The 26,173-nt window shown below is 50.5% G+C and carries 22 protein-coding genes; 10 read left to right on the top strand and 12 right to left on the bottom strand.

Going from position 1 to position 26,173, the window contains the following annotated elements; all coding sequences use genetic code 11:
- Window positions 1-183 precede the first annotated feature (183 nt).
- The 8 genes from ACO0K4_RS06235 to ACO0K4_RS06270 form a co-directional block, all read right to left on the bottom strand.
- On the bottom strand, window positions 184-1,338 hold the full coding sequence (locus ACO0K4_RS06235) for a diguanylate cyclase (protein WP_422955753.1): 1,155 nt from the start codon (window positions 1,336-1,338) through the stop codon (window positions 184-186).
- Between the two features lie 138 nt (window positions 1,339-1,476).
- The gene (locus ACO0K4_RS06240) at window positions 1,477-2,325 is read right to left on the bottom strand and encodes a M20/M25/M40 family metallo-hydrolase (protein ID WP_422955754.1); all 849 of its coding nucleotides are present in this window, start codon (window positions 2,323-2,325) and stop codon (window positions 1,477-1,479) included.
- A 180-nt stretch (window positions 2,326-2,505) separates the two neighbouring features.
- Window positions 2,506-3,114, bottom strand: coding sequence for a methyltransferase domain-containing protein (locus ACO0K4_RS06245; RefSeq protein ID WP_422955755.1), 609 nt, complete (start codon window positions 3,112-3,114; stop codon window positions 2,506-2,508).
- 8 nt (window positions 3,115-3,122) lie between these two features.
- A complete protein-coding gene (gene ubiB, locus ACO0K4_RS06250; protein ID WP_422955756.1) occupies window positions 3,123-4,679 on the bottom strand; it encodes a ubiquinone biosynthesis regulatory protein kinase UbiB in 1,557 nt (518 codons plus the stop codon).
- Entirely contained in the window at window positions 4,679-5,296 is a 618-nt protein-coding gene (locus ACO0K4_RS06255) for a ubiquinone biosynthesis accessory factor UbiJ (protein ID WP_422955870.1), read from the bottom strand. Before ACO0K4_RS06255 ends, ubiB begins: the two co-directional genes overlap by 1 nt.
- A 101-nt stretch (window positions 5,297-5,397) precedes the next feature.
- Window positions 5,398-6,333 carry a Tim44 domain-containing protein gene (locus ACO0K4_RS06260; protein ID WP_422955757.1) on the bottom strand — a complete coding sequence of 312 codons (936 nt, stop codon included), beginning with the start codon at window positions 6,331-6,333 and terminating at the stop codon, window positions 5,398-5,400.
- Between the two features lie 11 nt (window positions 6,334-6,344).
- A complete protein-coding gene (ubiE, locus tag ACO0K4_RS06265) occupies window positions 6,345-7,079 on the bottom strand; it encodes a bifunctional demethylmenaquinone methyltransferase/2-methoxy-6-polyprenyl-1,4-benzoquinol methylase UbiE (protein ID WP_422955758.1) in 735 nt (244 codons plus the stop codon).
- A gap of 119 nt (window positions 7,080-7,198) precedes the next feature.
- On the bottom strand, window positions 7,199-8,170 hold the full coding sequence (locus tag ACO0K4_RS06270; RefSeq protein ID WP_422955759.1) for a LysR family transcriptional regulator: 972 nt from the start codon (window positions 8,168-8,170) through the stop codon (window positions 7,199-7,201).
- Between the two features lie 96 nt (window positions 8,171-8,266).
- Between ACO0K4_RS06270 and ACO0K4_RS06275 the strand changes: the two genes are divergently transcribed.
- Together ACO0K4_RS06275 and ACO0K4_RS06280 are read left to right on the top strand one after the other, a co-directional pair.
- Window positions 8,267-9,316 (top strand): NADP-dependent oxidoreductase, encoded by a 1,050-nt coding sequence (locus ACO0K4_RS06275; protein WP_422955760.1) that lies wholly within the window; start codon window positions 8,267-8,269, stop codon window positions 9,314-9,316.
- Between the two features lie 4 nt (window positions 9,317-9,320).
- Window positions 9,321-10,079 carry a hypothetical protein gene (locus ACO0K4_RS06280; protein WP_422955761.1) on the top strand — a complete coding sequence of 253 codons (759 nt, stop codon included), beginning with the start codon at window positions 9,321-9,323 and terminating at the stop codon, window positions 10,077-10,079.
- A gap of 51 nt (window positions 10,080-10,130) precedes the next feature.
- Here the strand turns inward: ACO0K4_RS06280 and ACO0K4_RS06285 are convergent, their stop codons facing one another.
- The 4 genes from ACO0K4_RS06285 to ACO0K4_RS06300 form a co-directional block, all read right to left on the bottom strand.
- Complete coding sequence (locus ACO0K4_RS06285; RefSeq protein WP_422955762.1) at window positions 10,131-10,565, bottom strand: gamma-butyrobetaine hydroxylase-like domain-containing protein; 435 nt, start codon at window positions 10,563-10,565, stop codon at window positions 10,131-10,133.
- Between the two features lie 115 nt (window positions 10,566-10,680).
- Complete coding sequence (locus ACO0K4_RS06290) at window positions 10,681-11,133, bottom strand: HIT family protein (RefSeq protein WP_422955763.1); 453 nt, start codon at window positions 11,131-11,133, stop codon at window positions 10,681-10,683.
- A gap of 2 nt (window positions 11,134-11,135) precedes the next feature.
- On the bottom strand, window positions 11,136-15,110 hold the full coding sequence (locus ACO0K4_RS06295; RefSeq protein WP_422955764.1) for a DUF3683 domain-containing protein: 3,975 nt from the start codon (window positions 15,108-15,110) through the stop codon (window positions 11,136-11,138).
- 598 nt (window positions 15,111-15,708) lie between these two features.
- Window positions 15,709-16,200, bottom strand: a complete 492-nt coding sequence (locus ACO0K4_RS06300; protein ID WP_422955765.1) for a YqaA family protein — start codon at window positions 16,198-16,200, stop codon at window positions 15,709-15,711.
- A gap of 174 nt (window positions 16,201-16,374) precedes the next feature.
- On the opposite strand from ACO0K4_RS06300, the gene ilvA reads away from it, so the two are divergent.
- From ilvA to ACO0K4_RS06340, 8 genes are all read left to right on the top strand, one after another.
- The gene (gene ilvA / locus ACO0K4_RS06305; protein WP_422955766.1) at window positions 16,375-17,910 is read left to right on the top strand and encodes a threonine ammonia-lyase, biosynthetic; all 1,536 of its coding nucleotides are present in this window, start codon (window positions 16,375-16,377) and stop codon (window positions 17,908-17,910) included.
- 315 nt (window positions 17,911-18,225) lie between these two features.
- Window positions 18,226-19,083 carry an NADPH-dependent 7-cyano-7-deazaguanine reductase QueF gene (gene queF, locus ACO0K4_RS06310; protein ID WP_422955767.1) on the top strand — a complete coding sequence of 286 codons (858 nt, stop codon included), beginning with the start codon at window positions 18,226-18,228 and terminating at the stop codon, window positions 19,081-19,083.
- A 32-nt stretch (window positions 19,084-19,115) separates the two neighbouring features.
- Window positions 19,116-19,712 carry a hypothetical protein gene (locus ACO0K4_RS06315; protein WP_422955768.1) on the top strand — a complete coding sequence of 199 codons (597 nt, stop codon included), beginning with the start codon at window positions 19,116-19,118 and terminating at the stop codon, window positions 19,710-19,712.
- Window positions 19,713-19,778: 66 nt separating this feature from the next.
- A complete protein-coding gene (locus ACO0K4_RS06320) occupies window positions 19,779-22,481 on the top strand; it encodes an EAL domain-containing protein (RefSeq protein ID WP_422955769.1) in 2,703 nt (900 codons plus the stop codon).
- Window positions 22,482-22,806: 325 nt separating this feature from the next.
- Window positions 22,807-23,481, top strand: coding sequence for a hypothetical protein (locus ACO0K4_RS06325; RefSeq protein WP_422955770.1), 675 nt, complete (start codon window positions 22,807-22,809; stop codon window positions 23,479-23,481).
- The gene (locus ACO0K4_RS06330; protein ID WP_422955771.1) at window positions 23,478-24,158 is read left to right on the top strand and encodes an ABC transporter ATP-binding protein; all 681 of its coding nucleotides are present in this window, start codon (window positions 23,478-23,480) and stop codon (window positions 24,156-24,158) included. Before ACO0K4_RS06325 ends, ACO0K4_RS06330 begins: the two co-directional genes overlap by 4 nt.
- Entirely contained in the window at window positions 24,155-25,387 is a 1,233-nt protein-coding gene (locus ACO0K4_RS06335) for an ABC transporter permease (protein ID WP_422955772.1), read from the top strand. The genes ACO0K4_RS06330 and ACO0K4_RS06335 overlap by 4 nt, the downstream gene beginning before the upstream one ends.
- Before the next feature lie 13 nt (window positions 25,388-25,400).
- A complete protein-coding gene (locus ACO0K4_RS06340; protein WP_422955773.1) occupies window positions 25,401-26,171 on the top strand; it encodes an outer membrane lipoprotein-sorting protein in 771 nt (256 codons plus the stop codon).
- The last annotated feature ends 2 nt before the right edge of the window (window positions 26,172-26,173 follow it).

Raw genomic sequence — 26,173 nt, forward strand, 5'->3', positions numbered from 1 at the left:
GCATTATAGCGGCAACTTAATCGAGGATAGCAACGGATAATTGACTTTTAGAAGTTTCGCTCACGCTTAGCGTGCACTCGCACACGATGAATGCACGTTCAACGCTAATTTATTGCGAATTAAATATGAATGTAGTAGCACAGACAGTTGAAAAATCTACATCATTTTGACCAATGTGGAAAATTACTCGTCTTCAGGAATTGCCTTGTCCGCAACGGGAACCGGCTCCTCAACTACCACTTGATTTCTGCCGCCCTCTTTCGCCATATACATCGCTGTATCGGTTCTTGAGAATAGTTCAAGAACCGATTCGCCGGGAATATATTGGGTTACACCTATCGATACCGACACACGTCTTTGCGACACGCTGTCCCAATGATGGGACTCCACCTGAGAGCGGATTCTCTCGCAGGTATTGAGCGCCGGGAGCAGAGAAGTTTCGGGGAAAACCAGTAAAAATTCTTCTCCGCCGTAGCGGCCAAATATATCTCCGGCACGAATATACTCCTGAGCCAGACGGGAGAAAGTACGCAAGACCTCATCACCACCTAAGTGGCCGAGTTCATCATTGATTTTTTTAAAGTGATCAATATCCAGTACGGCCAGACACAAAGGCGTACCGTTTTCATCGGCGAGCTGTTTTTGCTCTTCGAGTGCTGCAACGGTATAGCGGCGGTTAAAGCAGCCCAGCAGATTATCCCGCTGCGCATCTTCCTGAATATTTTTGATTTTTCTGCTGGCACGATGCAACACTCTATGCAAAAGCTGCACTTTGCCAGTTTGCGAGATGAACGCTGGCAGCGCCAGTGCCAAGGTCAGCAGATGCATCATCTCAAGTTTTAACAGTGCCGGATTATGCCAGTTGTGATAGTGCATGCCCGCGATGCCAGCAAACGCAAATACAATCACCGCCGCCATGATCATAGCCGAGTGGCGCGAGATGCGGTACATACCATAAGCCATCGCAATGAAACAAAACGGGGTAAATAGTATGTGTGAAGCCGGATCGAGATAACAAATGACCAGCATCGAGGCGATAGCGCAGGACACAATAGGTAATTTCAAGCGCTTTTCTTCAAACTGCAAATGCCACTTTGCTTTAAAGATGACGAAGAACAGCGTGAGAAAAAAAGCGATCAGACCAACCAGCACGATTACCGTCGATTGCTGTACCACACCAAATTGCCAGAACATCAGAATGCCCAGCACATAGAGCCCTATTAAAACGGTCGCAATCAGCCATTTTTGTGCATGCGTACGCCTGGCAAGTGTTTTAACAGGGTCGCTCTGGCGACGTGATTTCCTCTGCACAACAGGCAAAGTATCATCGAACTCCATTAACGTATCGGTTAATGGAAAGACATCTGTATTCGAAAATGGATTTTTTTTTCGTCCGAATAACATGAAAGGAATTATTTAAGTGCTGGAAAATCCTTGTGATCCTAACACGATAACAAGTCCCCTTAAGATATCACGTCAATTCTTCTGTCGAAAATCGATCGTTAACAGGGCTTGATCAAAGGTCTGGCTCGCCTTCACAATCAAATCAATTACCCCAAGGAAAAACTCGGGTTTAATTTTATCGGCAGTATCCGTTGGCTGATGATAATCAGGGTGATCCTCCACGCCGAAATAAATATACGGTACACCGGCTTTAAAAAATGCATAGTGATCTGATTGCTTAGTCCAATCGTCTTGTCCTTGTTCTGGCCTGTCATGACCGAACAGTAGTTTTACGCCGTTATTGCCGCCTAGTGGCGCCAACAAAGTTTTTAAGACTGGCACATGATAAGAGCCGCTGGCATAAATCTCGCCTTTATCGCCGCGGGCAATCATATCGAAATTCATATTCAGACCGACCCGCTTTAAATCAATCAACGGCTTGGCAGTGAATGCGCGTGACCCGTTCAGTTGCTGTTCTTCCGCATCAAAAAATACATAGATCACGTCATGCTGCGGAGGATTCTTTTGCATTGACTCGGCAATTGCAAGAACCCCGGCAACACCAGATGCGTTATCGTCTGCGCCAAAATAAATCTTGTCACCACGCATGCCGAGGTGATCATAATGGGCAGAAACCACGATTGATGGCGCAGTCGCATGATCGCTCAGAGAGCCCGGCTGGCAAGCGAATATATTGCGGCCTTGTATGGTCTCAGCACTGCGATTCGTAAAACTGAACTCATGAATCAGTTCAGTACCGCAAGCTTGCAGACCCAAAGCATTAATACGTCCAATGATATAGCCGCGCGCCAGATCACTGCCCTTCGTACCTGTTGCACGACCTGCCATGTCGACGCTGGCGAGTGCACGAACATCCCGCATTGGCTGAGCATCCGTTGGACTCGCACTAGCACCAGTAGGGCACAACAGGGATAAAAACAAACAGCTCAAAACGGATAAAGACAGATGGATTGACGCCATAAAATTAGATATAAAATTTAGTACAAAATTTAGATATAAAATATAGTGAGTAACTACAGGCATCCGCTGTACTGCCCAATGCTAACGCCTGCGCCAGACCTGCCAGCGCTCTTTTCCTTTAAACACAGGAATAGAATCGCTGACATCACTATCTTCCAGCAATGCAAAGTCCTTGCTCATCAGATTTTGCCAGTCATCGCGCCTGATACTAAACGGTGGTCCCTTGGGTGAAGCGTTGATAGCATCATCGAAAAAGAAGAACCCTGCAAGCAAGGCACCTGAAGGTAATAACTCCGCCCAGCGAGCGACGATGTTATCGCGCGATGCAGGTGGCAGGGCACAAAAAAACGCGCGCTCATAAATCAGACCAAGAGGCTTTATGGGGGCAAAAGCAAAAAAATCCGCTTCCAGCACACGGGCACTCCACTCGCCGACTGCGGCTTTGGCGCTCTTGACGGCGGCAGAAGAAAAATCGATCGCCGTCACATCCCAGTCATTTTGCGCAAAAAAAGCCAGTTCATACGCATTACCGCAACCGGGAATCAAGGTTGTCAATGGCACAAATGTACGTTGAACAAAATTTTTAACCTCCTGCGGCACACCACCTTTATCCCAGGGCGTAAAAGCATGGTCAAAACGTTCGTCCCAAAACTGGGTACTGGTCGGATCTTTGCTAGCGAAATCTGGCATGTTGCTCGCTATAGAAAATATAACGCGAACTGTGCTAACAAGGCGCCGGCAATCATGCCACCACCAAAGTAAATAATCGTACGCAGTAATTTATTCGTGCTGCGCTGCTCGGCCAGTAATGCCGCCAGCATCTCACTATTTTCGGAAGGAACAGCAGCCCTGCTCAGTGCCTGATGAGCGAGGCGAGGTAATTGCGGAAAAATATGGCTGTAACGTGGTGCTTCTGCCTTCAGCTTATCCAGCAAACCGCGCCACCCTACCTGGTCACTCATCCAGCGTTCAAGATACGGCTTAGCGGTTTTCCAGAGATCGAGGTCAGGATCAAGCTGGCGTCCCAAGCCCTCAATATTCAACAAGGTTTTTTGAAGCAGGACTAATTGGGGTTGTACTTCGACATTGAAACGACGCGAGGTCTGGAATAAGCGCAATAACACCTGACCAAAAGAAATATCTTTTAACGGGCGATCAAAGATCGGTTCGCAGCACGCTCGTACGGCAGCCTCCAGCTCGTCAATACGCGTATCCTTAGGTGCCCATCCTGATTCGATATGCGCTTCTGCTACACGCTTATAATCGCGCCGGAAAAATGCCAGGAAGTTTTGCGACAGATAATCTTTGTCAAAATCATTCAGCGTACCAACGATCCCAAAATCAAGAGCGATGTATCTGCCAAAAGTCGCAGGTTCTGTCGAAACCAAAATATTCCCGGGATGCATATCCGCATGAAAAAATCCATCGCGAAATACTTGCGTGAAAAAAATCGTCACACCATCACGCGACAGTTTCGCCATATCGACACCAGCCTCCTGGAGCTTGTCGATTTGTGAAATAGGAATGCCTTTCATACGCTCCATCACAATCACCGACGAGGAGCAATAATCCCAAAACATTTCAGGCACCAGCAGCAAATCAGAATCCGCAAAGTTGCGGCGCAACTGGCTACCATTGGCAGCCTCGCGCATGAGATCGAGTTCGTCGTGCAAATATTTATCAAACTCGGCAACCACCTCACGTGGTTTCAGGCGCTTGCCATCGGCCCACAAGGTCTCCAGCCATCCGGCAGCAATCTGCATCAGCGCCACGTCTTTGTCGATCGTCTCTTTCATACCTGGACGGAGAACTTTGACCGCGACTTCGCGACCATCTTTCAAGATCGCAAAATGCACCTGCGCAATCGATGCTGACGCAACCGGAATACGCTCGAAACTCGCGAATAATTGATCTGGCGGTGCGCCGAGTGATTTAGTAATCTGGGCAATCGCCAGATCCGGATCAAATGAGGGAACTCTATCCTGCAATTTGGCAAGTTCGTCAGCGATATCGGGCGGCATCAGGTCACGACGCGTCGACAGGACCTGGCCAAATTTTACGAAAATCGGCCCCAAATCTTCTAAAGCCTTACGCAAACGCTCACCGCGCGGCGCAGACAAATCGCGCCAGAATAATAAGGCTTCTAACAACTTAGTTGTGCGTGGTACAGACAGACCGGAGATCGCTATTTCGTCGATACCATAGCGAACTGCAATACGGATAATTTTTATGAGACGCAAAAATTTCAACAACATCAACGCGACCTTTCCAGTTTCTCTAAGCGCTTGATGAGACGTTCTGCATCATCACGTAATTTATTAATCTCGGATCCCATCGCGCTCACCGCTACAGGGCGCACCAGCATAGGATTTTCTTCTAAAAAGTATTCTGCCAGGTTTTCTTGTATTTTTTGATGGGTATCTTTGACAGTCTGCACCAGACTATGTGCACCGGCAACCATGCGGACTGCCGCCACGTCACCAAACATCTTACTCAGGTCTTCCTCTGCTTCCCAGCGCAGATTCTGGCTTACATGCGAAATCGTGTTGGCAAAATCGGCATCGCCCTCGATCTTCACATAGGAAAAAGCACGTTCGCGATTTTGGGCAATCAAAGGCAGATCACTCAGTTGAATACGGATGGTGACATTTGCCACCTCCTTGCCAACCGGACTACTACCATCATCACCAGCAAGCTCGGCTGTTCCGGCCTCTTCTACCAAGCCGTCCGGGCTTACTTTGACCCGAATACTAAAGGCTTGCAAATCGATGCAGGCGATTTTGCCCGCATGCGGCATTAACTTATGTTTAGCCCAGCTTTCCTGAGCCAACAAGTGATTAATAAAAAGAACAATGGGGAGAATTGGTGTCATGGTCATATAAAAAAACCGCCCATGGGGTGATGGGCGGTTTTCAGTTTAACATTTTATCTCAGATGACATACCTGAGATTAATCAAAGCGGTTGTTCGTTTATTAAACCTGCTGGATACCTGCCAATACCCACCCACCCTGACCATTTAGCGGTTTTGATAAATTCCAGACTTCGTTGAAGGCTTCTGCTGGCGCATTGACCGCTTCTTTGATCATGCCACTGAAGCGCACGCTTGCCAGATGATCGTTACCGACTGTTTCCAGTCCAAGCAAATCCGCATCAATAGACACAACATCCGTCACATTCGCACTGGCACCGCGCTCCTGAATTTGCAGCTTGATTTCGGCATACATTTCTGGCGTCGTAAATTCACGGATATCATTGATGTCCGCCTTATCCCATGCGGCTTGCAAGCGGATAAAGTAAGTTTTTGAATTACGCAAAAACGCTGGCACATCGAAATCAGCAGGAACACCCCAAGGCGCAGCAGGCGCTGCCGGAGCCGCATTAAATGATGATGAAGATGAAGTCGCTGGTTCAATGCGTGAACCGATTTCTGGCGTGCCCGATGGCATGCCCGCATACGATGGCTGTGAAAACGCTGTTGGGGTTGCACCATTACCGGCAGTATTGCGACGGAATAAACGAACAATGAACAGTACAGCAAACGCCAGCAAAGCAATCGTCAGGATAGAACCTAATGCACCGCCCAATGCGCCACCCAGACCAAAGTGAGAGAACATGGCGCCCAGCAAAGCACCGCCGATCAATCCGCCGACGATTCCTTTCCAGGGACTGGCAGGTTTAGGTGGTGTCACCGCAGCGGGTGCTGCTGCCGGAGCCGCAGGCTTCGCCTGATTGAAATTACTATTCGGGCTATTCGCCGGAGGTGCCGCCTGACGCGACACATTATTCGATTGACGGCCAATCGAGCCGCCACCGCCAAGACGCTTGGCATCAGCATCGGATACGGTCATTGCCAGTGCACCAGCAACCAGCATGATGGAAACAATGGCTTTATTAAAAATCTTGTTCATACCTGCAACTCCTAGAGTTTAATTCCGGTGTGGAGAGCGGCCACACCTGCCGTTAAATTGAAATACTCTACACGATCCAAACCGGCATCCTGCATCATCCCTTTCAAGGTTTCCTGATCGGGATGCATGCGTATGGACTCTGCCAGATAACGATAACTGTCTGCATCATTGGCAATCTTTTGCCCCAGCCACGGTAATACCTTAAACGAATACACATCGTAAGGCTTTTGCAATACGTCCGGCACTTTAGAAAATTCCAGCACCAGCAGTTTGCCACCCGGCTTCAGTACACGTCGCATTTCTGCCAGAGCCTGATCCTTGTGGGTCATATTGCGCAAACCGAATGCCACACTGACACGATCAAAATAATTATCCGGGAAAGGTAATCTTTCCGCGTCACATAGTAAGGTGGGGGTAATCAGGCCTTTATTCAAGAGCCGGTCACGTCCGACGCGCAACATCGACTCATTAATGTCGGTATGCCAGACCTCACCCGTCTTGCCAGCTTGCTTCACGAACTCTTTTGCCAGATCGCCCGTTCCACCCGCAATATCGAGTACCTTAAAGCCAGGGCGTACACCTGCCTGAGCAATAGTGAAGACTTTCCAGACGCGGTGCAGTCCTGCCGACATCAGATCATTCATGACGTCATATTTAGCGGCTACCGAGTGAAAAACTTCTGCAACTTTGTGAACTTTTTGATCTTCTTCTACGGTGGTATAACCGAAGTGGGTGGTGTTGCTCATAGTAATTACCTTTTTTTGATCCGTTTTTTTACTTATTTGCTGCCATCTAGTGCCAAATCTTTCTCTGGATCGGATTGTAGCCTAAGTCAGACCAAAAACCTGTGCGTCAGCCGGGAACCTCAGTCAGTGTCTTTACCGGCGACACACATGAATTCAGCCAGTGTCCGCTGCCAGTGCGGTGCGTTTTTTGCATTCGAAACCAGCCAGACCTGTTCGTAGCAATGGAAAGTGCAATCGCTAACCTCGATACGCAATAACTCCATATCCGTTAAGGCGAATTCTGGCAGGTAGGCAAGAGCCTGTCCCGATTTCACCATAGAGAGCAGCAATTGCAGGTCGTCGATCCAGTAACGTATCTTGCGCGGCAACTGATCGTCCCGCCAGCCGTCTGAGCGGCTACCGCGCTGCTCGCCACAAAATAGTGAGCGCGAAGGGCTGACAAAATCGTATGCCAGAATCTGTGAAGAAGATGCCCGTAGTGCAGGCTGCGGCAGCGTTGCCTTGCTTAGCTCAATAGTGGAGGCCGCCTTCAGACCAGGAGATAAACTGATTGCAAGCGGATGAAGTTTGCCTGCCACGAGTTGCAAATGTACATCCCCTAGCGAAGTGACTTGCCAGTCCGGCGACCAGTGCGCACCACGTCCCTCGATAACCTCACCAGTCACTATGGCATGATTGACCTCACCGCGCAGCAATGCCGCCAATGCATCATCCTCGAACATCGTCTGCATACTCAGACTGGCATCAGGGTAAGCCTGCATGGCTCGTGCCAGTACCGGCGCATGCCGCCATAGCAAAATTGCCGGTGCAGCGACCTTACACTCGATCACCGCCCTGCTTCCCATGATGTCGGCTTTTGCCTGATCCGCCAGAGTCAGCATGGACTTTGAAAAATCCAACATGCGCTGACCACTGGCATTCAATACCAATTGCTTCGCAGAGCGATCAAATAACACCGTATCGAGATCTCCCTCAAGCCGCCGCAAGGCCTTGGACACAGCGGAAGGAGTCAAATGCAGCTCTTGCGCAGCCGCACCCAAGGAAGGATGTCGTGCAACACAGGCAAAAATGCGTAAATCGACCAGATTCATTGTTTCCAATCAGGACATTAAAAATGAAAATAAATTGCTTTACCAGACATTTTAATCTATTTACCATCCGTACATTCATCTCTATAGAAACCCGCCATGTCCCTGCCCAGCGCTCCTGATTTTCCCGATACCGTTCATCAGCAATGGATTTATCAACAGCATCCGACCCGGTTGGTAGGAGCGGAACATTACGCGCTGAAAACACAGCCGCTGGACACCAGACTGGACCGGGATGAAGTGCTCGTGGCAGCACGCTACATCAGTGTTGATCCCTACATGCGTATCAATCAATCGGCCAAACCTACCTACAACCCGGAACCGCATCCGCTAAATACCGTCCAGTCAGCAGGCGTAGTTGCTCAGGTCATCGCCTCAAATACGGCCAGCCTGCATGCTGGCGACTGGGTATTCGGCATGACCGGATGGCAAACCCATGCCCGCGTGCATGTCAGCGCATTGACTAAAATCGATCCGGCTATCGCACCGGTCAGTACCGCGCTCGGTGTCCTGGGTATGCCTGGCCGGACGGCCTGGTTTGGCCTGACAGAAGCCGGCAAACCACATGCAGGCGACATCGTCGTCGTATCCGGTGCAGCCGGTGCCGTCGGCTCCCTGGTGGTGCAATTCGCCAAGCGACAAGGCGCGCGGGTACTCGGCATCGCAGGCGGCGCTGCCAAGTGTGCGTGGCTGACCGATACCCTGGGCGCAGACTGGGCGATTGATTACAAAGCCTTCGATAATGCAGATCGTTTAAGCGCAGCGATACAAGCACTGACTGGTGGTGTCGATGTGTATTTCGATAATGTTGGCGGCATAGCGACTGATGCAGTGATACCGCTGATCAGGCGCCGTGCACGCATCATTATCTGCGGACAAATCAGTCAATATAACGGAGGGCTCGATGTGCCTGAAATGGGCCCTCGCCTGCTGCACCATATGTTGTACCAACGGGCAACGATCCAGGGAATTCTGGCTCGTGACTACCTGCACCGCATGGATGAAATGCTGAACATCGTCGCCCCCTGGGTGAAGTCGGGTGAACTGGTTTTTGAAGAAACCTTCATCGAAGGCTTTGAACAATTACCAGACGCACTGAATTCCCTGTTCACAGGCGAGCATCGGGGTAAATTAATCGTCAGGATCTAAACGTATGCCACCCATGAACCACATTCTGAAACGCAGCCTCAGTCCCCGTCTTAGCCTAGGACTCAGAACGACTCTGATCATTTTTCTGGCAGGGTTTAGCCTGTGTCACAACGTCCTGGGACAAACCATAACACCACACAGCCCTGCCTATGGGCTGCATGGCATGCTGTTATTTGGAAATAATGAAGGCCTGTATGCTTCGCATCTGCCGATGTTTCATACGCCGCATGATTATCAGGTCGTACTGCAAATACGCATCGCCAATCAGCAACTGGATGCGCAGATTAAAAAAGACCTGACGCAAAAAATTCGCCTATGGACGATAGAACCGGAACAGTTTGACATCACTACATTAGCACCGGGAGCCAATCCCGCATTGCGTCAGTTCAAAGCAAATATCGTGTCCGGCCATTTTGAACAGGGCGGGAAAGTGCGCTATAAAAGTATCACTGCTATCGTTGAGCGCGCACTGATTTTTCGCCAGCTATCACCTGAACTACATCAAAGTGACACGGCAACTTACCGACAGATCGGGCACGGTTCCCATCGTTTTTTATTAAAAGAAATCGACAGCCGCCCTGACTATGATCATGTGCTGGCGATCAGCACCAACGCCAGATCATCCAGGCAAAATATTCTGATCAAAAAGTCCGGCATCAGTGAACCAGATCCGCAAACATTGCAGTCGGCGCTGCGCTCCATCAATGGAGCAGATGCTCGCCTAGAAGGAAACGTATATTTCGATCACGCCGATCTGGAGTGATATAGGGAGTAAGATTTAGAGCGGAATACGTGTTTGACGCATCAGTGGTGGTCAGTGGTGATGGCCGCAAGCACCTGCAGCCTTACCCCGCATAGGCGCGTCACGTCCGGTGTCGCCGGCAAATCCTGCAGCATGCAAGCGATCTACATAATCTTGCCAGAGCGACGACTGATTCTCACCTAACCAATACAGATAATCCCAGCTAAATATGCCGCTATTGTGTTCATCTGAAAAATGCGGCTGGACAGCGTAATTTCCTACCGGTTCTAAAGCCGTGAGTGTGACTTCACGTTTACCCGTTTGCAGCGTCTCTTGCCCTGCACCGTGGCCACGTACCTCCGCTGACGGAGAGTACACGCGCAACATCTCAAAGGGTAAAGAAAACTCCTTACCGTCATCAAAACTGATCTCCAGTACGCGTGATTGGGTACGCACATTCAATGCGGTTGGCATCGGCCCGGGAGCCGTCTGTTTAGAGCCCGTCATAGTTTTATTCCATCAACATAGGTAAGAGCCTGGCACTTAGCCAGAGCAACATGCAGGGCGTCCGGCGCCGGAAAAACAGCAACATACGGACAGCCTGAATACGATGCGCATCAATTTAACGCAAACGTGCGATCAGTGCAGTACGTAACTGGGGCAATAAAGCACGCCGTGCACTGGTATCAGCCCACTCCGGCTTTGCCTGCGCCCAGATCGGGCTAGGGAAATGCGCATCGTCCTGATAACGCGGAATAATATGCCAATGTAAATGCGGCACCACATTACCGAAACTAGCCACATTCACTTTATGCGGCTGCATCACTTCACGCAGCACCAGCTCCACTTTCCAGACGACGGACATCAGTGTGTCACGGTCTTGCTCGGATAAGTCTGTCATCTCTTTGACATGCTGATTCCAGACCACGCGGCAAAATCCCGGATACTGCACATCATCCACCAGAATCAGACGCCAATCCTCTGCCTGCGCAATGACTTCGCCACGACTGGCATCACATAATTCACAGGTGGCAACGCGCTCATTCAGCTCACTAACAAGTTTGACAGGCATCATGATTACACCAAAACCCGTTCAATACCGCCGTTATTAGCACGTGCAACATACTCAGGCAACCAGTTGTCACCCAGTACATGCTTCGCCATCTCGATGACGATGTAATCAGCAGTCGTGTCGCTATCCTCGTTGTATCGCGTCAAGCCCTGCAAACAAGCCGGGCACGAGGTCAAAATTTTCACATCGCCCGTAAATCCGTCAGCACGCAATTTATCAGCGCCTTTGTGCATCTCTTCTTCTTTGCGGAACCGTATCTGTGTCGAAATATCCGGACGCGATACCGCCAGCGTACCGGCTTCACCGCAACAGCGATCGTTCTTCTCAATCTTGACATGATCGACCGTCGTAATCAGTGCGTTCACCGTTTTCAAAGGATCCTGCAACTTCATCGGCGTATGGCAAGGATCGTGATACATATAGCGCGTCCCGTTAACACCTTCTAGCTTCATGCCTTTTTCCAGCAGGTATTCATGAATATCAATGATGCGGCAACCCGGGAAAATTTTATCGAACTGATAGGTCGCCAATTGGTCATAACAGGTACCGCACGACACCACGACCGTTTTAATATCCAGATAATTCAGCGTGTTTGCCATGCGATGGAACAGCACGCGATTATCCGTGATCATCTTCTCCGCTTTGTCGAACTGACCGGCACTGCGTTGCGGATAACCGCAACACAGATAGCCCGGCGGCAGCACCGTTTGTACACCGACATTCCACAACATGGCCTGAGTCGCCAAACCAACTTGCGAAAACAGACGCTCAGAACCACAGCCAGGGAAATAAAATACAGCCTCTGTATCGGCAGTCGTCGTTTTGGGATCGCGAATAATCGGTACGATTTTATCGTCTTCAATATCGAGCAATGCGCGCGCCGTTTTTTTCGGCAAATTGCCTGGCATTTTTTTATTGATGAAGTGAATCACCTGCTCTTTCATCGCCGGTTTTCCTAACGAGGCAGGCGGTGCTTTGGTCTGTTTCTTCGCAAGTTTTTGCAAGACCGAATTACCTAACCGCTGAGCGGCAACACCCCAGCCGAAAATTACCTGGCGTGCCGCCTTGATGGTCGCCGGATCTTTGGCGTTCAGGAAAAACATGGCGGAGGCCGTGCCGGGATTAAAGGATTTTTTATCCATTTTGCGCAAGAGATTGCGCATATTCATCGAGACGTCGCCAAAATCGATATCGACCGGACACGGCGTCACGCATTTATGGCAAACCGTGCAGTGATCCGCAACATCTTCAAACTCTTCCCAATGCTTGATCGAGATACCGCGCCGGGTTTGTTCCTCATACAAAAATGCTTCAACCAGCAACGATGTCGCCAGAATTTTATTCCGTGGCGAATACAGCAAATTCGCACGTGGCACATGAGTCGCGCAGACGGGCTTGCACTTACCGCAACGCAGGCAATCTTTCACACTATTCGCAATCGCACCGATGTCGCTCTGCTGCATGATCAGGGACTCATGTCCCATCAAACCAAATGACGGCGTGTAGGCATTGCGCAGATCGGCAGCAAACTCAGGCAGATTCAGCAATTTGCCTTTATTGAAGCGCCCCTCTGGATCAATCCGGAGTTTGTACGAACGAAAATCTTTGATCTCATCTTCCGTCAAAAATTCGAGCTTGGTAATGCCGATACCGTGTTCACCAGAGATCACGCCATTCAGCGAACGTGCCAGTACCATGATGCGGGCGACGGCGTGATGTGCGACCTGCAACATCTCGTAGTCATCAGAATTGACCGGCAAATTCGTATGGACATTACCGTCACCGGCGTGCATATGCAGCGCTACGAAGACGCGGCTGCGCAGGACTTTTTTGTGAATTGCGGTACATTCATCGAGGATCAGTTTAAACGCACCGCCATTAAATATCTGACGCAGATGTGCACGCACTTCCTGCTTCCAGGACACGCGTATAGTTCTGTCCTGCACGATACTAAATACGCTGGTCTCTGGCTGTTGCTGCAGGCGTTCGTCAAACACAAATGCGAGTTTATCCAGCTCCAAAGCAAGCAGCTCGTCACGTGCATCACGCAAAGGTTTATCGAGCTGCGTCAGTAAATAAGTCCAGCGGGCATGTGTGGCATCGAGCAGGCTTTGTGCCTGCAACACACGGTCTTCCAATAATTCATTGGCAGAAATATCGTCGCCGTCCGCATCCTCGCTCTTGCCCAGAGGCAGATTGCCTTTCGCAAAAAAAGCCTGTAACTGCTCAAGCATCGCGAGTTTATTCTGGATCGACAATTCAATATTGATACGCTCGATACCGTCAGTGTATTCTCCCATGCGATCCAACGGAATCACCACGTCCTCATTGATCTTGAAGGCATTGGTATGCTTGGAAATCGCGGCCGTTTTGGCACGATCGAGCCAGAATTTTTTACGTGCTTCAGGACTCACGGCAACGAAACCTTCACCGACCCGGGTGTTGGCAAGGCGTATCACTTCGGAGGCGGCTTGCGCCACTGCGTTTTCATCATCACCGACGATGTCACCGAACAAGGCCATCTTTGGTAAGACGCCGCGTTTGGATTTCGTCGTATAGCCGACGGCACGCAAGTAGCGTTCATCGAGATGCTCCAGACCTGCCAAGATCGCGCCGCCTTTTTTGGTTTCGCCATCGAGATAATCTTTGATCTCGACTATGCTCGGTATCGCGTCACGTGCCTGACCAAAAAACTCCAGACACACCGTGCGCGTAAATTTAGGCATCTTGTGCAAGATCCAGCGCGCCGAGGTGATCAGACCATCACAGCCTTCTTTTTGTACGCCGGGCAATCCTGCAAGGAATTTGTCGGTAACGTCTTTGCCCAGTCCCTCTTTACGGAAAGTACGACCCGGGATATCCATCTGCTCGGTTTTAAACGGTGTCTTTTCGCCAGGATGCGTCCACTCCAGTCTGAACTTGGCAACGGCAACATCATGAATCTTGCCGAGGTTATGTTCCAGACGCGTGACCTCCAGCCAGTCACCGTTCGGGTCCACCATGCGCCACGATGCCAGATTATCGAGCGCAGTTCCCCACAGGACGGCTTTTTTTCCACCGGCATTCATGGCAACATTGCCACCGACGCAGGAGGCTTCTGCCGACGTCGGATCGACGGCAAACACAAAGCCCGCCTTATCTGCCGCATCAGAGACACGCTTGGTCACCACACCGGCACCGGAATAAATCGTCGCATATTCCCGGTCAACGCCAGGCAGCATCGTCATTTCGACGGCACCCAATTGTTCCAGCTTTTCGGTATTAATGACTGCCGATAAAGGCGTCAGGGGAATCGCTCCTCCGGTATATCCAGTACCGCCGCCGCGCGGAATGATCGTCAGACCCAGTGTGATACAACATTTCACCAGCCCTGCCATTTCATCTTCGGTGTCCGGTGTCAGTACCACAAACGGATATTCCACACGCCAGTCGGTCGCATCGGTCACATGTGAGACACGTGACAGGCCGTCGAACTTGATATTATCTTTGGCTGTGTATTTAGCCAGCAGCTTGTTTGCACGCTTGCGAAGGTCGTAGGTATCACGGAACTCCTTGGCGAACTGCGCAACGGCTTTACGCGCGGCTTGCACCAGAATTTCCACACTGCTGCTGCGCTCACCATCGTCATCGCTAGCGGTATTCAAACGACGTTTTTCCACCTCGGCCAATCGATGATTCAAGGCATCGATCAGATCCTGACGACGCTTGGGATTGTCGAGCATATCGTCTTGCAGATAAGGATTGCGGCGCACGACCCAGATGTCGCCCAGCACTTCATACAACATGCGTGCGGACCGTCCGGTCTGGCGTTTGCCACGTAATTTATCGAGTAAATCCCAGGCATCCTCACCGAGCAGACGGATCACGATCTCGCGATCCGAGAACGAGGTGTAGTTATAAGGGATTTCGCGCACGCGGGTGGGTGTCGCGCCGGGCGTGGCATCTGCGAGTAAAGCCTGAATTTGTGCTGGAGCGTTCATCAGTGGGGTCTTTGAAACTCATAGGTGACGACTGTGCCAGACACTTCTGTGCCTGAAGCGAATCGTCAGATTTTAAAATGCTAAGGGATTGCAGAGCATTCTAGCCTATTGCGACGCAACACGCGGCAACAGCCTTACGCTTACTACGCCTAATCGACGATGCAAATAAGGAAAATTCCAGTTTTCACCTAAGAATATTTGGCTAACAGTAATTAGAAAATATATTTAATCTATGGGAGTATAGGTAAAAATAGCACCTTAACCGCACGTATTTATTAGTGTATTAAAATATACACCAACCAGTATATAAACATATCCTGACCAATGGGCTTGAACTGGTATTGAAATTGGTATTACCATCAATAAAGCGACAATCACCTCAGAATGAAGACTGCAAAGGACGTATTCACTGAAATTCTGCGCGAGGATTTGAGATGATGGCGGAGGCACTTGTCGAAGTTGCCCTGGTATGACTCATGTATAGCTAAGGCATCACTAAGGCGCTCATGACAAACCATCAGCAACGAGTGGCGCCAAAATGACCGGCAATGATGGCGAGAACAACGGGGACACCCGGAGGGCGATAAACAAGCCTGGTTCAACCCAGCATTTCTGCCAGTCCGCGCCAAAAACCGTCAGGCACACTGAGCAATAGCCAGGACATACACAGATAACGCAGGCATTTGCCGATCGCCATATACGCCACGCTAGGCCAGAAGGGCAGCTTCAACCAGCCTGCCAGTGTGCAGATAGGATCACCGATCACCGGCAGCCACGCCAGCAACATCGTTTTTGCGCCAAAATGACTAAGCCAGCGAAACCAGGCCGTCTCGCGCTCGGCAGCAAAAGCTTTTTTGGCGCAATAACCCATCCAGTAATCGACTACGCCACCAAGCGTATTTCCGACAGTGGCAACGGCAATCACAGACCAGAATAAGTCAGGATTTGCTTTAATCACCGCAAAAACGGCAGGCTCCGATCCCAGCGGTAATAGCGTTGCCGAAATAAAGCTGATCACGAATACCGAACTCAATCCCACTTTGGGCAGCGCTAACACGCCCAGTAACCAATGCACACCCGCTTCTATCATGCTATTCCAATGTCACTTAATGTCATTTGATGCCACTCGATGTCGTTTCAATGCTCATCACTATGGCATCCATTATAATGAGTGCTCGCCATAAAACTTGTCAGGCCTGACATTTCTGTCGTTCTGCGCACTTTTTGCGAACTTTTTCCACCGTTTGAACCACATTCAACCTCCATGACGACCGATTATCTGAAAAAAATCCTGACGGCCCGCGTCTATGACGTGGCTTTTGAAACACCGCTGGAATTTGCGTCCAGCCTGTCAGATCGCATGGATAACCGAATTTATTTTAAACGCGAAGATATGCAGAGCGTCTTCAGCTTCAAGCTGCGCGGCGCTTATAACAAGATGGCACATTTGACGGCCGCGCAACTCAAGCGCGGTGTGATCTGCGCCTCGGCTGGCAACCATGCCCAGGGCGTTGCCATGTCCGCGGCCAAACTGCAGTGCAAAGCCGTAATCGTCATGCCGACCACGACACCGCCCGTTAAGATCGATGCAGTGCGCGCTTTCGGCGGCGACAATGTGCAGATTGTCCTGCATGGCGACTCCTACAGCGATGCTTATGATCATGCGGTACTGCTGGAAAAAAAACAGAAACTGACCTTTGTTCATCCATTTGATGACCCGGATGTCATCGCCGGACAAGGTACCGTCGGCATGGAAATTCTGCGTCAGCATGCACAACCAATTCATGCGATTTTTGTCGCCATTGGCGGCGGCGGGCTGATCTCTGGTGTGGTTGCCTACGTCAAGGCCGTACGCCCGGATATCAAAGTCATCGGCGTACAATCCGTCGACTCCGACGCGATGGCGCGCAGCATCAAGGCTGGCCGTCGCGTGGCGCTGACGGATGTCGGCCTATTCTCGGACGGTACCGCAGTTAAACTGGTGGGCGAAGAAACCTTCCGCATCACCAGAGAACTCGTGGATGAAATCATTCTGGTCGACACTGATGCCATCTGTGCAGCGATTAAGGATGTTTTTCAGGATACGCGCAGCATTCTGGAGCCCGCAGGCGCATTGGCTGTCGCAGGTTGCAAAGCCTATATCGAACGTGCTAAAGCAGCAAAGAAACCGCTAAAAAATGAAACGCTGGTGACCATTGCCTGTGGTGCGAATATGAACTTCGACCGGCTACGCTTTGTCGCCGAACGTGCCGAAGTCGGTGAGGCACGTGAAGCAGTTTTTGCCGTCACAATTCCTGAGGAACGCGGCAGCTTCCGGCGTTTTTGCGAATTGGTTGGCCCGCGCAATGTCACAGAATTCAACTACCGCATCAGTGATCAAAGGGCTGCCCATATTTTTGTCGGCATTCAGGTAACGAATCGCGAGGATTCAGGAAAAATCGCTAAAAATTTCATCAAGCACGGCTTCCCGACGCTGGATCTGACGCATGATGAACTGGCTAAATTACACATCCGTCATCTGGTCGGCGGCAAGAGTGAACTGGCTGAGAATGAATTGCTATATCGCTTTGAGTTTCCTGAGCGTCCCGGTGCGCTGATGCGCTTTTTGAACAGCATGGCACCAAACTGGAATATCAGCCTGTTTCACTATCGCAATCACGGCGCCGATTATGGCCGGACTCTGGTCGGCTTACAGGTTCCGAAAAAAGAGATGAAGGCGTTCAAAGAATTCCTGAATTCGCTCGGCTACCGGTATTGGGATGAAAGCAGCAATCCGGCGTATCAATTGTTTCTGGGCTAAATTTTTTTAGCGTAGTGCGTTTAATTAAACTGGACTGACGCAAAAACCAAGCCCGCTTACCAAAGAGACACTGAGATACTGAGACACGGAGAAAAGGCAGGAGTAAGCGGCTCCACGAAATATGGATTAAAGAATTTTTAGGAATTCCAAAAACGAATCCGCAGGCTGGGTGCGCCTCCTGGCATGAAATGGCTCTACAAGCCGCATCCAGTCTGCGAGTTTAATGCATAAGGGATGCATAAGGCGATAAGAAAATCGTTTTATGTCAGCTCTATAAAGCAATAAATAAAGTAATTTGAAAAAATTTAAAGCATCATGACAGAACCAACACAAACACCCGACTCACCCGAACACTCACTGCTCGGCAAACCCGCAAGCTACCAGTCTGAGTACGATGCAAGCTTGCTGTTCCCGATTTCACGCGCTGGCAAACGTGCAGAAATCGGTATCAGCGGCGCGGGGACCTTACCATTTTTTGGTATGGATATCTGGAATGCTTATGAAGTGTCCTGGTTGAATTTACGCGGCAAACCGCAGGTCGCGATTGCCAGCGTCTATGTGCCTGCCGATTCCCCGAATATCGTTGAGTCCAAGTCATTCAAACTGTATCTGAATTCCTTCAACCAGACCCGGCTCGCTGGCACGGACGCGCTGATCAGTTTATTGCAAGCCGACCTGTCCGCAGGTTTCGGCGCACCGGTACAGGTTGCGCTGACAACGGCTGATCAGTTCGGACAATTGCGCCTGCAAGAACTCGACGGCGTGTTACTAGACCGGCTGGATATTGAAGTCAGCAGCTACAGCCCGAATCCCTATTTATTAAAAGCCGATCAGCAAGCGGCAGCGGTAGAAGAGACGCTACTGTCACATCTGCTCAAATCAAATTGTCTGGTCACAGGACAACCCGATTGGGGCAGTGTGCAAATCCGCTACGTCGGTCCCGCCATCGATCAGGAAAGCCTGTTGCAATACTTAATCGGTTTTCGCGATCACAATGAGTTTCATGAACAATGTGTGGAACGGATTTTTACCGACATCATGCAACACTGCAAACCACAAAAACTCTCGGTCTATGCACGCTATACCCGTCGCGGCGGACTCGACATCAATCCATGGCGTAGTAATTTCAGTACAGGTCAAAAACCCTCTAACGCCAGAAATGCACGTCAGTAATCCTGATTCCATTTACCTTTTACTTTTTAATTATGTTGAAATCCTTTTTTAAGCATTACCTCACACCTTTTTTTATTGCCAGCGCCCTGTTAGGTAGCAGTTCACTCGCCTCGGCACAACAGGCAGAAGAAACCTCCTGGTGGCAACAGACGAAATCTGATGCTGTGGCAAAAGGCAATAAGTTCATGGATGATGGCCAGTTATCGATCATGCTGTCAGGCTATGCCCATCATGGTCGAGGTACGTACACGGCAGAACGCATTGCTGAACTGAATGAGCGTGCCTGGGGCATGGGTTTCGCTAAAACGTTGCGCGACACTAAAGATAATGAAGAATTTTTGTACGGCATGGTGATTTCTGACTCTCACTTCAAGCCGCAATGGATGGCAGGTTACGCTTACGAATGGATGCGCCCGCTAGGTGGTAATGTCGAAGCAGGTCTGGGCTATACTGCCCTGCTGATCAGTCGCACCGATTACTTCTCTAATGTGCCCTTCCCGGCCGTGTTGCCGGTAGCCTCGATTGGCACAAAAAGCAGTAAACTCATGGCAGCTTATGTACCACGATTTTCCAAAAACAAGGGAAATGGCGACGTGTTGCTGGTATTCGTCCGTTTTGATCTGAATTAGTTGTGACCGCGTGCTGCATGGGGTACAGTACGCGAACCCTTATTTTATCGCTAAGATTTTATTGTTGTGAGTGCCATAGCCAAGTTGAATCGTTCACCGGAAACCAGCGTCAATCAACGCGATTGGCATGCAGAATTGTTACAACACAATCCTGATGCCATTTATGTGTTTGTTGACAATGTGCTCATGTACGCGAATCCGGCTGGCCTGAGCTTATTAAAAGCCACAGCGAGCAGTCAACTGCTAGGACAACAGGCTGAAAATCTGTTTTCCATTCCTGGCGATATCGATCCACTGTCACCTGTTCTTGACTGCCTGTTGGCTCAGCAAAATACAACGGCCACTCAGCACTGTCACTGCCGTCAGATGGATGGCGAATACCGACAGGTCGACGTACGCGGTAGCCGTTTTATACAAGATGGCAGACAAACGACGCAATTGACGGTCAGGGAACTTAGCGCATCTGCTCTCGCAAGCGATACAGCCAGTGCGCTCAGTGCCTCGAACGCCATCGGCACGCCGCATTACGTCACCCGTCAGAAATCCAGCCGCGTCCACGAAGCACTGCATCACGAGAAAGAAATTCTCGAGATGATTGCGCTGGACAAACCTCTTGCTCATATTCTCGAAGACGTCTGCGACCGCATGGAGCGCTTGCTAGACAACGACGGCATGTGCTCCATCATGTTGTATGACGCCCATAATCAGCGCCTGACTTTAGGTGCGGCACCATCGCTGCCCGTCAGTTTCTGCACTGCATTGGAAAGCGTTCCGGTGGGACTCGAATACGGCTCCAGCTCAGCGGCAATTCATTTCAACCGTATTATCCTGGTACCGGATATTGCAGAGAGTCCGTTGTGGGTAAAAGACCGGACGCTAGCCTTGCAACATGGTCTGCACTCCTGCTGGTCGGTACCGATCACAACGGCATTCAATACGGTATTAGGCACTGTCGACGTCTATCATCAGACCACCCGCAGTCCGAGTGAGGATGAGCAGGCGCTGATCAAAGATGCGACCGATCTGATCGCGCTGGCGATCGATAAAAAGAACATGGAGCAGAGTCTGGAAGAGAGCGAGGAGCGCTATCGCTCTGTCGTGACCAACCTGACCGAGGGCATTATGGTGGTAGCGCCGGGTGGCCAGATCCTGACCTGTAATCCCAGCGCAATGCGCATTTTGAAAATTAGCGATGATGATGCAAAAAATGCCGGCCGCCGTCATCGCTACTTCAAGCGCATCATCAACGAAGATGGCAGCGAACAAAAGATGGGGGACGATCCCGCCTCCAAAGTCTTCCGCACCAATGTCCCTATCCTGAATTTATCCGTCGGACTGGAATTGCGTGACCGCTCCATCGCCTGGTTACTAGTCAATGTATTACCGATCAGTCAGGTCAGTAATAACGCCACAACAGCCGTATTGATTTCGTTCACGGATACGACGGAAGTCAGAGAAACCCAGCGTCAGTTGCAATACATTGCCGCACATGATGCCTTGACGGGATTACCGAACCGGCATCAGTTGAACAACCGCTTACAACATGCCTTGTTTAATGCGCGTCACAGCGAGCACAAAGTCGCCGTTCTGTTTCTCGATCTCGACCGTTTTAAAAACGTCAATGACACAGCAGGACATGCTGCGGGCGATACCCTGCTCAAAGATGTCGCCACACGCCTGAATTCGTGTATCCGTACTACCGACATGCTGGCACGTCTTGGCGGTGATGAGTTTGTGATTGTGGCAGAAGCATTTGATAACGCCCTGCATCTGAAAGAGCTGGCAGAGCGGGTATTGGCAAGAATGCGCGAACCCTTCCTGATCGATAACAACGAATACCATTTAGGTACATCCATCGGTATCAGTATTTTTCCGCATGATGCAGAGGACGCACCGACCTTACTGCGTTGTGCCGACTCGGCGATGTACCATGCCAAAGAATCAGGACGGAATAATTACCAGTTCTTTACAACGGAACTCAACGTACGCGCGCAGCATCGCTACACTCTGGAAAAAAATCTGCGCCGGGCGCTGGCTGAAAAAGAATTCCTGGTTTATTACCAGCCAAAAATCAGCCTGAACACCTCCAGAATCGTCGGTGCTGAAGCACTGATACGCTGGCAGATGCCAGAGATGGGGTTGATCCCACCGAACGACTTTATCCCGATCTCAGAAGAAATTGGCCTCATCTTGCCGATCGGACGCTGGGTGCTGGAACAAGCCTGCCAGCAGACGAAGCAATGGCGCGATACCTTGATTCCCGATCTGGTTATCAGCGTCAATATCTCACCGAGACAATTCCAGGACCCGGGATTGGCACGATTTATTCAGCAAGTGTTGGACGAGACAGGCTTGCCTGCCCATGCGCTACAACTTGAAATCACCGAAGGTTTGTTAATGGGTGAAATCGATGTATTACGCCCGGTCTTCAATGCGATTAAAAAATTAGGTGTCAGCATCTCACTGGACGATTTTGGTACTGGCTTCTCATCTCTATCGTACTTGCAGCGCTTCCCTATCGACAATCTGAAAATCGATCGTTCATTTATCCGCGATATTCCGCAAAATCAGGATTCCGTGATTTTGACGCGTGCAATTATTGCGATGGCGAACGCGCTCGGTATGAGCGTCACTGCCGAAGGTGTGGAAAAAGCGGATCAGATGTTTTTCCTGACCGATTCTGGTTGTCAGGAAATGCAAGGCTACTACTTCAGCAAACCCTTGCCTAAAGACGAATTCGAAAAATTGTTGCAAACCCACGCGATTTAATCTGCAACGATACTTCAGCCGCATCGTCTCTGCCTTAAGCATTCCTCTCCCTAAAGTTCACACACAGTACAGACGCGGAAACGATACATCTGCACTGTGTGATGCGTCTGATTCCGCATCATGAAGCATCCGTGATTCGCCACACGCTCGTTCACCAGTTCACTTAGAAGCTCATGTAGAAGCTTGTCTGCAAGCGCATCTCGCGCCGTTTTTTACCCCATCCACACCATACTCCTGCCTTTAATCGCATACGAATTGTCCACGCTGCTGCCTCTGCTTAGTCTATGCATATCGCTTCACTTACCCATGCACAAAGGAGACCATCATGTACATCACACACAAAAATCATGTCACGAAATCCGTTCTGCCTTGTACCTCGTTGTCGAAGATAGCGCTATCTACCTTGCTCGTGCTGAGTATCAGCAGTACTGCAGCAGCTTATTCAGAACCGCAATTTCAATCGGCCTTTCAGCATTTCATGGCACCCTCGGGTCAGGGTAACGAAGAAAAAGCCGCAGAAGCTTTTAACACCCTGCTCAAGCAAGAACCTGCGAATCCTCTGTTAATGGCCTACACCGGTGCTGCCACCAGCAAATTAGCAACGACGACTATCTTCCCCTGGAAAAAAATGTCGTATGCCGAAGAAGGTCTGGCAATGCTGGATAAGGCATTGCAAATCGCCGCCAATAGCACGGCTCTGCATGACAGCACGCCGGTGGTGCTGGAAGTGAAACTTGTCGCCGCCAATACCTTCCTCGCTGTACCCGGCTTCATGAACCGCAATGTGCGCGGCAGCAAATTACTGTCTGAAGTCATCGACAATCCTCAGCTGGAAAAAACGCATGTGGGCTTTCGCGGTGCCGTCTGGATGCGTGCCGCAGCTCTCGCCCTTGAGCAAAAGCGACCTGATGATGCGAAACGTTTTCTCAACAACATCATCCAGAACAACGCGCCACAAGCCGAAGCAGCCAAGGGTATGCTGAAAGGAGTATCGCAATGAGTTTGCCAGCGGCTGTCATCGAGTTAAGGAATGTGCATAAATCCTACCAGCTCGGCTCGCATATTGTCCGCGCTTTACAAGGTGTCAATCTGACCGTACAGCGGGGCGAATTACTCGCCCTCACCGGACCATCTGGTAGCGGTAAAAGCACGATCCTCAATCTCTGCGGCCTGATTGATCAGGCCGATGCAGGCGAAGTACTATTGAACGGCACACCAGCAGATCAATGGACCGAAACCGAACGTACTTTACAACGACGTGATGGCATCGGTTTTATCTTTCAGAGCTTTAATCTGATTCCTGTCATGACGGTCGCCGAGAATGTCGACTACCCCCTGTTTTTAACGGGAGTTCCGCTGAACGAGCGGCACGACCGGGTTGCCGCACAACTACGTGCCGTCGGCCTGCACGAGCACGCACAGCATCTGCCAGACGCACTCTCTGGCGGACAACGTCAACGCGTTGCCATTGCGCGCGCACTGATTAAACGACCTAGCCTGGTGATTGCGGACGAACCGACCGCAAGTCTGGATTCGCACACGGCGGATCAGGTTCTCGATCTGATGCGCGAACGCGGCCATGCCGAAGGTGCGGCGTTTGTGATTGCAAGCCACGACGACAGACTGACACGTCGCAGTGACCGCATCGTCTCTTTATTGGATGGGCAACTGCAATGACTACTTTTCCTATTGACCTGACCTGGGTGCGCTTCGCTTTTTATAATACTTTACGCAATCGCCGTCGCTCCAGCGTCACAATCGCCATCGCAGCAATAGGTACCGCAGCGATTTTACTGGCCGGTGGGTTTGCCTATTCAACTTACGAGGGCCTGACGCAAGCGGCAGCCCGCAGTACCGGACATCTGATTGTCGGTCAGCCGGCACATTTCACTACGGATGAAGATGTCCCTCTACAACATGGCATCACAGATGCCTCAGCGATACAAGCACAGATCCTGAGCGATCCTGCTGTGCGATATGTTCTGCCGCGCGTCGATCTGACTGGTCTGATCAGCAACGGCGAAAAATCGACCATCATGCTCGCAATCGGCATCGATCCTGACGCAGAATTTTCAGTTAAAGGACCATTTCTGAAAGTCATCGAGGGCAGTATTTTAGAAAACAACGCGCAGCAAGCAGAGATCGTACTCGGCGATGCCCTGGCCCGCAGCCTGAAAGCCAAAACAGGAAGCAACCTGACTCTCATGACCAGCACCACGGATGGGGCATTAAATGCGCTGGATGTCATCGTCAAAGGTATCGTTTCCACCGGCATTCCCGACATGGATAAGCGCCTGGTGTACACCGATATCAAGACTGCACAGAAATTATTGAATACAACCAAAGTATCGAGCCTCGGCGTCTTTCTGAATACGATGGATGCCACAAGACCGGCACAGCAACGGATTGCCACGTTATTACCAAGCATGACCGTACAAAGCTGGCTGGAGCAAGCATTTTTTTATAAGTCAGTCCGTGATTTATACAACCGCATTTTTGGCGCTTTAGGATTCATCATCAGCTTCATCGTTGTGTTCGTGGTGGCGAATGCGATGGCCATGGCGATCATCGAACGCACCCGTGAAATTGGCAGCCTGCGGGCGATGGGGACCTTGCCCGGGCAACTGATACGCAGCTTCTCTTTCGAAGGTATGTTTCTTGGCGGCGCCGGTGCGCTCGCCGGTGCTGCACTTGCTTTGATCATTGCCCTGCTGCTGACAATATTCCCGGTAGAAATGCCACCACCACCGGGGCGCTCAACTGGTTATCCGCTGATGGTCAGCATCGATATGACGCTCTATGTCACCACGATCGTGATGATGATTGTGTTAGCGATGCTGTCGTCCGCCTGGATCGCCCGCCGCACCATGCGTCAGTCCATCGTTGATGCGCTGGCTCACAATTAATCTGGAGACGATAATGAAAAAGAATCCCTTAATCCGTACTGCGATCAGCAACTTGATCCGGGCAAGCTCGCTTGCACTGCTTGCCGCATCGTCTAGCGTCATGGCGGACGATGTGAATAGCTTGCTAAAAGCTGCCGACCAGTTCCGGCTGAATAGCGACAACATGCAAGTGGAAACACAAATCACGACATTTAACCGCGACGGCAGCAAGGAAAAAGAACGACGCTATATTGTGTTTGCACAGGCAAAACGTCAGTCACTGGTATTGATGCAAAGTCCCTCAGAGCAAGGCCAAAAAGTGCTGATGCTGGGCGATGATTTCTGGATGCTTTTACCTGGCAGCCAGCGCCCTCTGCGCATCACTCCCATGCAAAAACTGCTGGGGGATGCATCGATCGGTGATATCGCAACCACCAGCTGGGCGCAAGACTATGACGGCAAAGTCGTTGCCGAAGAACGTTGTGATGACAAACCATGTCTGCATTTAACATTAAATGCGAACCGTAAAAGTGTCGCCTATCAGCGCATCGAATTATGGCTTGGCAAATCGCGACATGAGCCTGTCAAAGCAGAGCTTTATGTGCAGTCGGACAAACTTGCCAAGCAGACGAGCTTTATCATGGATAAACCAGCTGCACCTACAAGCGTGGTCGAGATGGTGCTGCAAGATCAGTTAAGCAGTCACAAAGAAACCCGCATGCGTTACCTGAGTCGCAAGGAGCGCAGTGTGCCGGAACAATGGCTCAATCCCATGTATCTCGCCAAAAATCCATCTCTGGAATAAGC

It is taken from the genome of Undibacterium sp. RuTC16W (genome assembly GCF_049339445.1).
In the GTDB taxonomy this organism is placed as follows: domain Bacteria; phylum Pseudomonadota; class Gammaproteobacteria; order Burkholderiales; family Burkholderiaceae_D; genus Undibacterium.

What these genes read in the sequence shown, in the direction of transcription:
- ACO0K4_RS06290 (WP_422955763.1), bottom strand. Translation starts at nt 11,133, where the DNA reads ATGATGCCTGTCAAACTTGTTAGTGAGCTGAATGAGCGCGTTGCCACC.
- ACO0K4_RS06255 (WP_422955870.1), bottom strand. Translation starts at nt 5,296, where the DNA reads ATGACACCAATTCTCCCCATTGTTCTTTTTATTAATCACTTGTTGGCT.
- queF (WP_422955767.1), top strand. Translation starts at nt 18,226, where the DNA reads ATGACAGAACCAACACAAACACCCGACTCACCCGAACACTCACTGCTC.
- ubiB (WP_422955756.1), bottom strand. Translation starts at nt 4,679, where the DNA reads ATGTTGTTGAAATTTTTGCGTCTCATAAAAATTATCCGTATTGCAGTT.
- ACO0K4_RS06245 (WP_422955755.1), bottom strand. Translation starts at nt 3,114, where the DNA reads ATGCCAGATTTCGCTAGCAAAGATCCGACCAGTACCCAGTTTTGGGAC.
- ACO0K4_RS06280 (WP_422955761.1), top strand. Translation starts at nt 9,321, where the DNA reads ATGCCACCCATGAACCACATTCTGAAACGCAGCCTCAGTCCCCGTCTT.
- ACO0K4_RS06235 (WP_422955753.1), bottom strand. Translation starts at nt 1,338, where the DNA reads ATGGAGTTCGATGATACTTTGCCTGTTGTGCAGAGGAAATCACGTCGC.
- ACO0K4_RS06260 (WP_422955757.1), bottom strand. Translation starts at nt 6,333, where the DNA reads ATGAACAAGATTTTTAATAAAGCCATTGTTTCCATCATGCTGGTTGCT.
- ubiE (WP_422955758.1), bottom strand. Translation starts at nt 7,079, where the DNA reads ATGAGCAACACCACCCACTTCGGTTATACCACCGTAGAAGAAGATCAA.
- ACO0K4_RS06240 (WP_422955754.1), bottom strand. Translation starts at nt 2,325, where the DNA reads ATGCGGGATGTTCGTGCACTCGCCAGCGTCGACATGGCAGGTCGTGCA.
- ACO0K4_RS06335 (WP_422955772.1), top strand. Translation starts at nt 24,155, where the DNA reads ATGACTACTTTTCCTATTGACCTGACCTGGGTGCGCTTCGCTTTTTAT.
- ACO0K4_RS06285 (WP_422955762.1), bottom strand. Translation starts at nt 10,565, where the DNA reads ATGACGGGCTCTAAACAGACGGCTCCCGGGCCGATGCCAACCGCATTG.
- ACO0K4_RS06330 (WP_422955771.1), top strand. Translation starts at nt 23,478, where the DNA reads ATGAGTTTGCCAGCGGCTGTCATCGAGTTAAGGAATGTGCATAAATCC.
- ACO0K4_RS06315 (WP_422955768.1), top strand. Translation starts at nt 19,116, where the DNA reads ATGTTGAAATCCTTTTTTAAGCATTACCTCACACCTTTTTTTATTGCC.
- ACO0K4_RS06270 (WP_422955759.1), bottom strand. Translation starts at nt 8,170, where the DNA reads ATGAATCTGGTCGATTTACGCATTTTTGCCTGTGTTGCACGACATCCT.
- ACO0K4_RS06325 (WP_422955770.1), top strand. Translation starts at nt 22,807, where the DNA reads ATGTACATCACACACAAAAATCATGTCACGAAATCCGTTCTGCCTTGT.
- ACO0K4_RS06295 (WP_422955764.1), bottom strand. Translation starts at nt 15,110, where the DNA reads ATGAACGCTCCAGCACAAATTCAGGCTTTACTCGCAGATGCCACGCCC.
- ACO0K4_RS06300 (WP_422955765.1), bottom strand. Translation starts at nt 16,200, where the DNA reads ATGATAGAAGCGGGTGTGCATTGGTTACTGGGCGTGTTAGCGCTGCCC.
- ACO0K4_RS06340 (WP_422955773.1), top strand. Translation starts at nt 25,401, where the DNA reads ATGAAAAAGAATCCCTTAATCCGTACTGCGATCAGCAACTTGATCCGG.
- ACO0K4_RS06275 (WP_422955760.1), top strand. Translation starts at nt 8,267, where the DNA reads ATGTCCCTGCCCAGCGCTCCTGATTTTCCCGATACCGTTCATCAGCAA.
- ilvA (WP_422955766.1), top strand. Translation starts at nt 16,375, where the DNA reads ATGACGACCGATTATCTGAAAAAAATCCTGACGGCCCGCGTCTATGAC.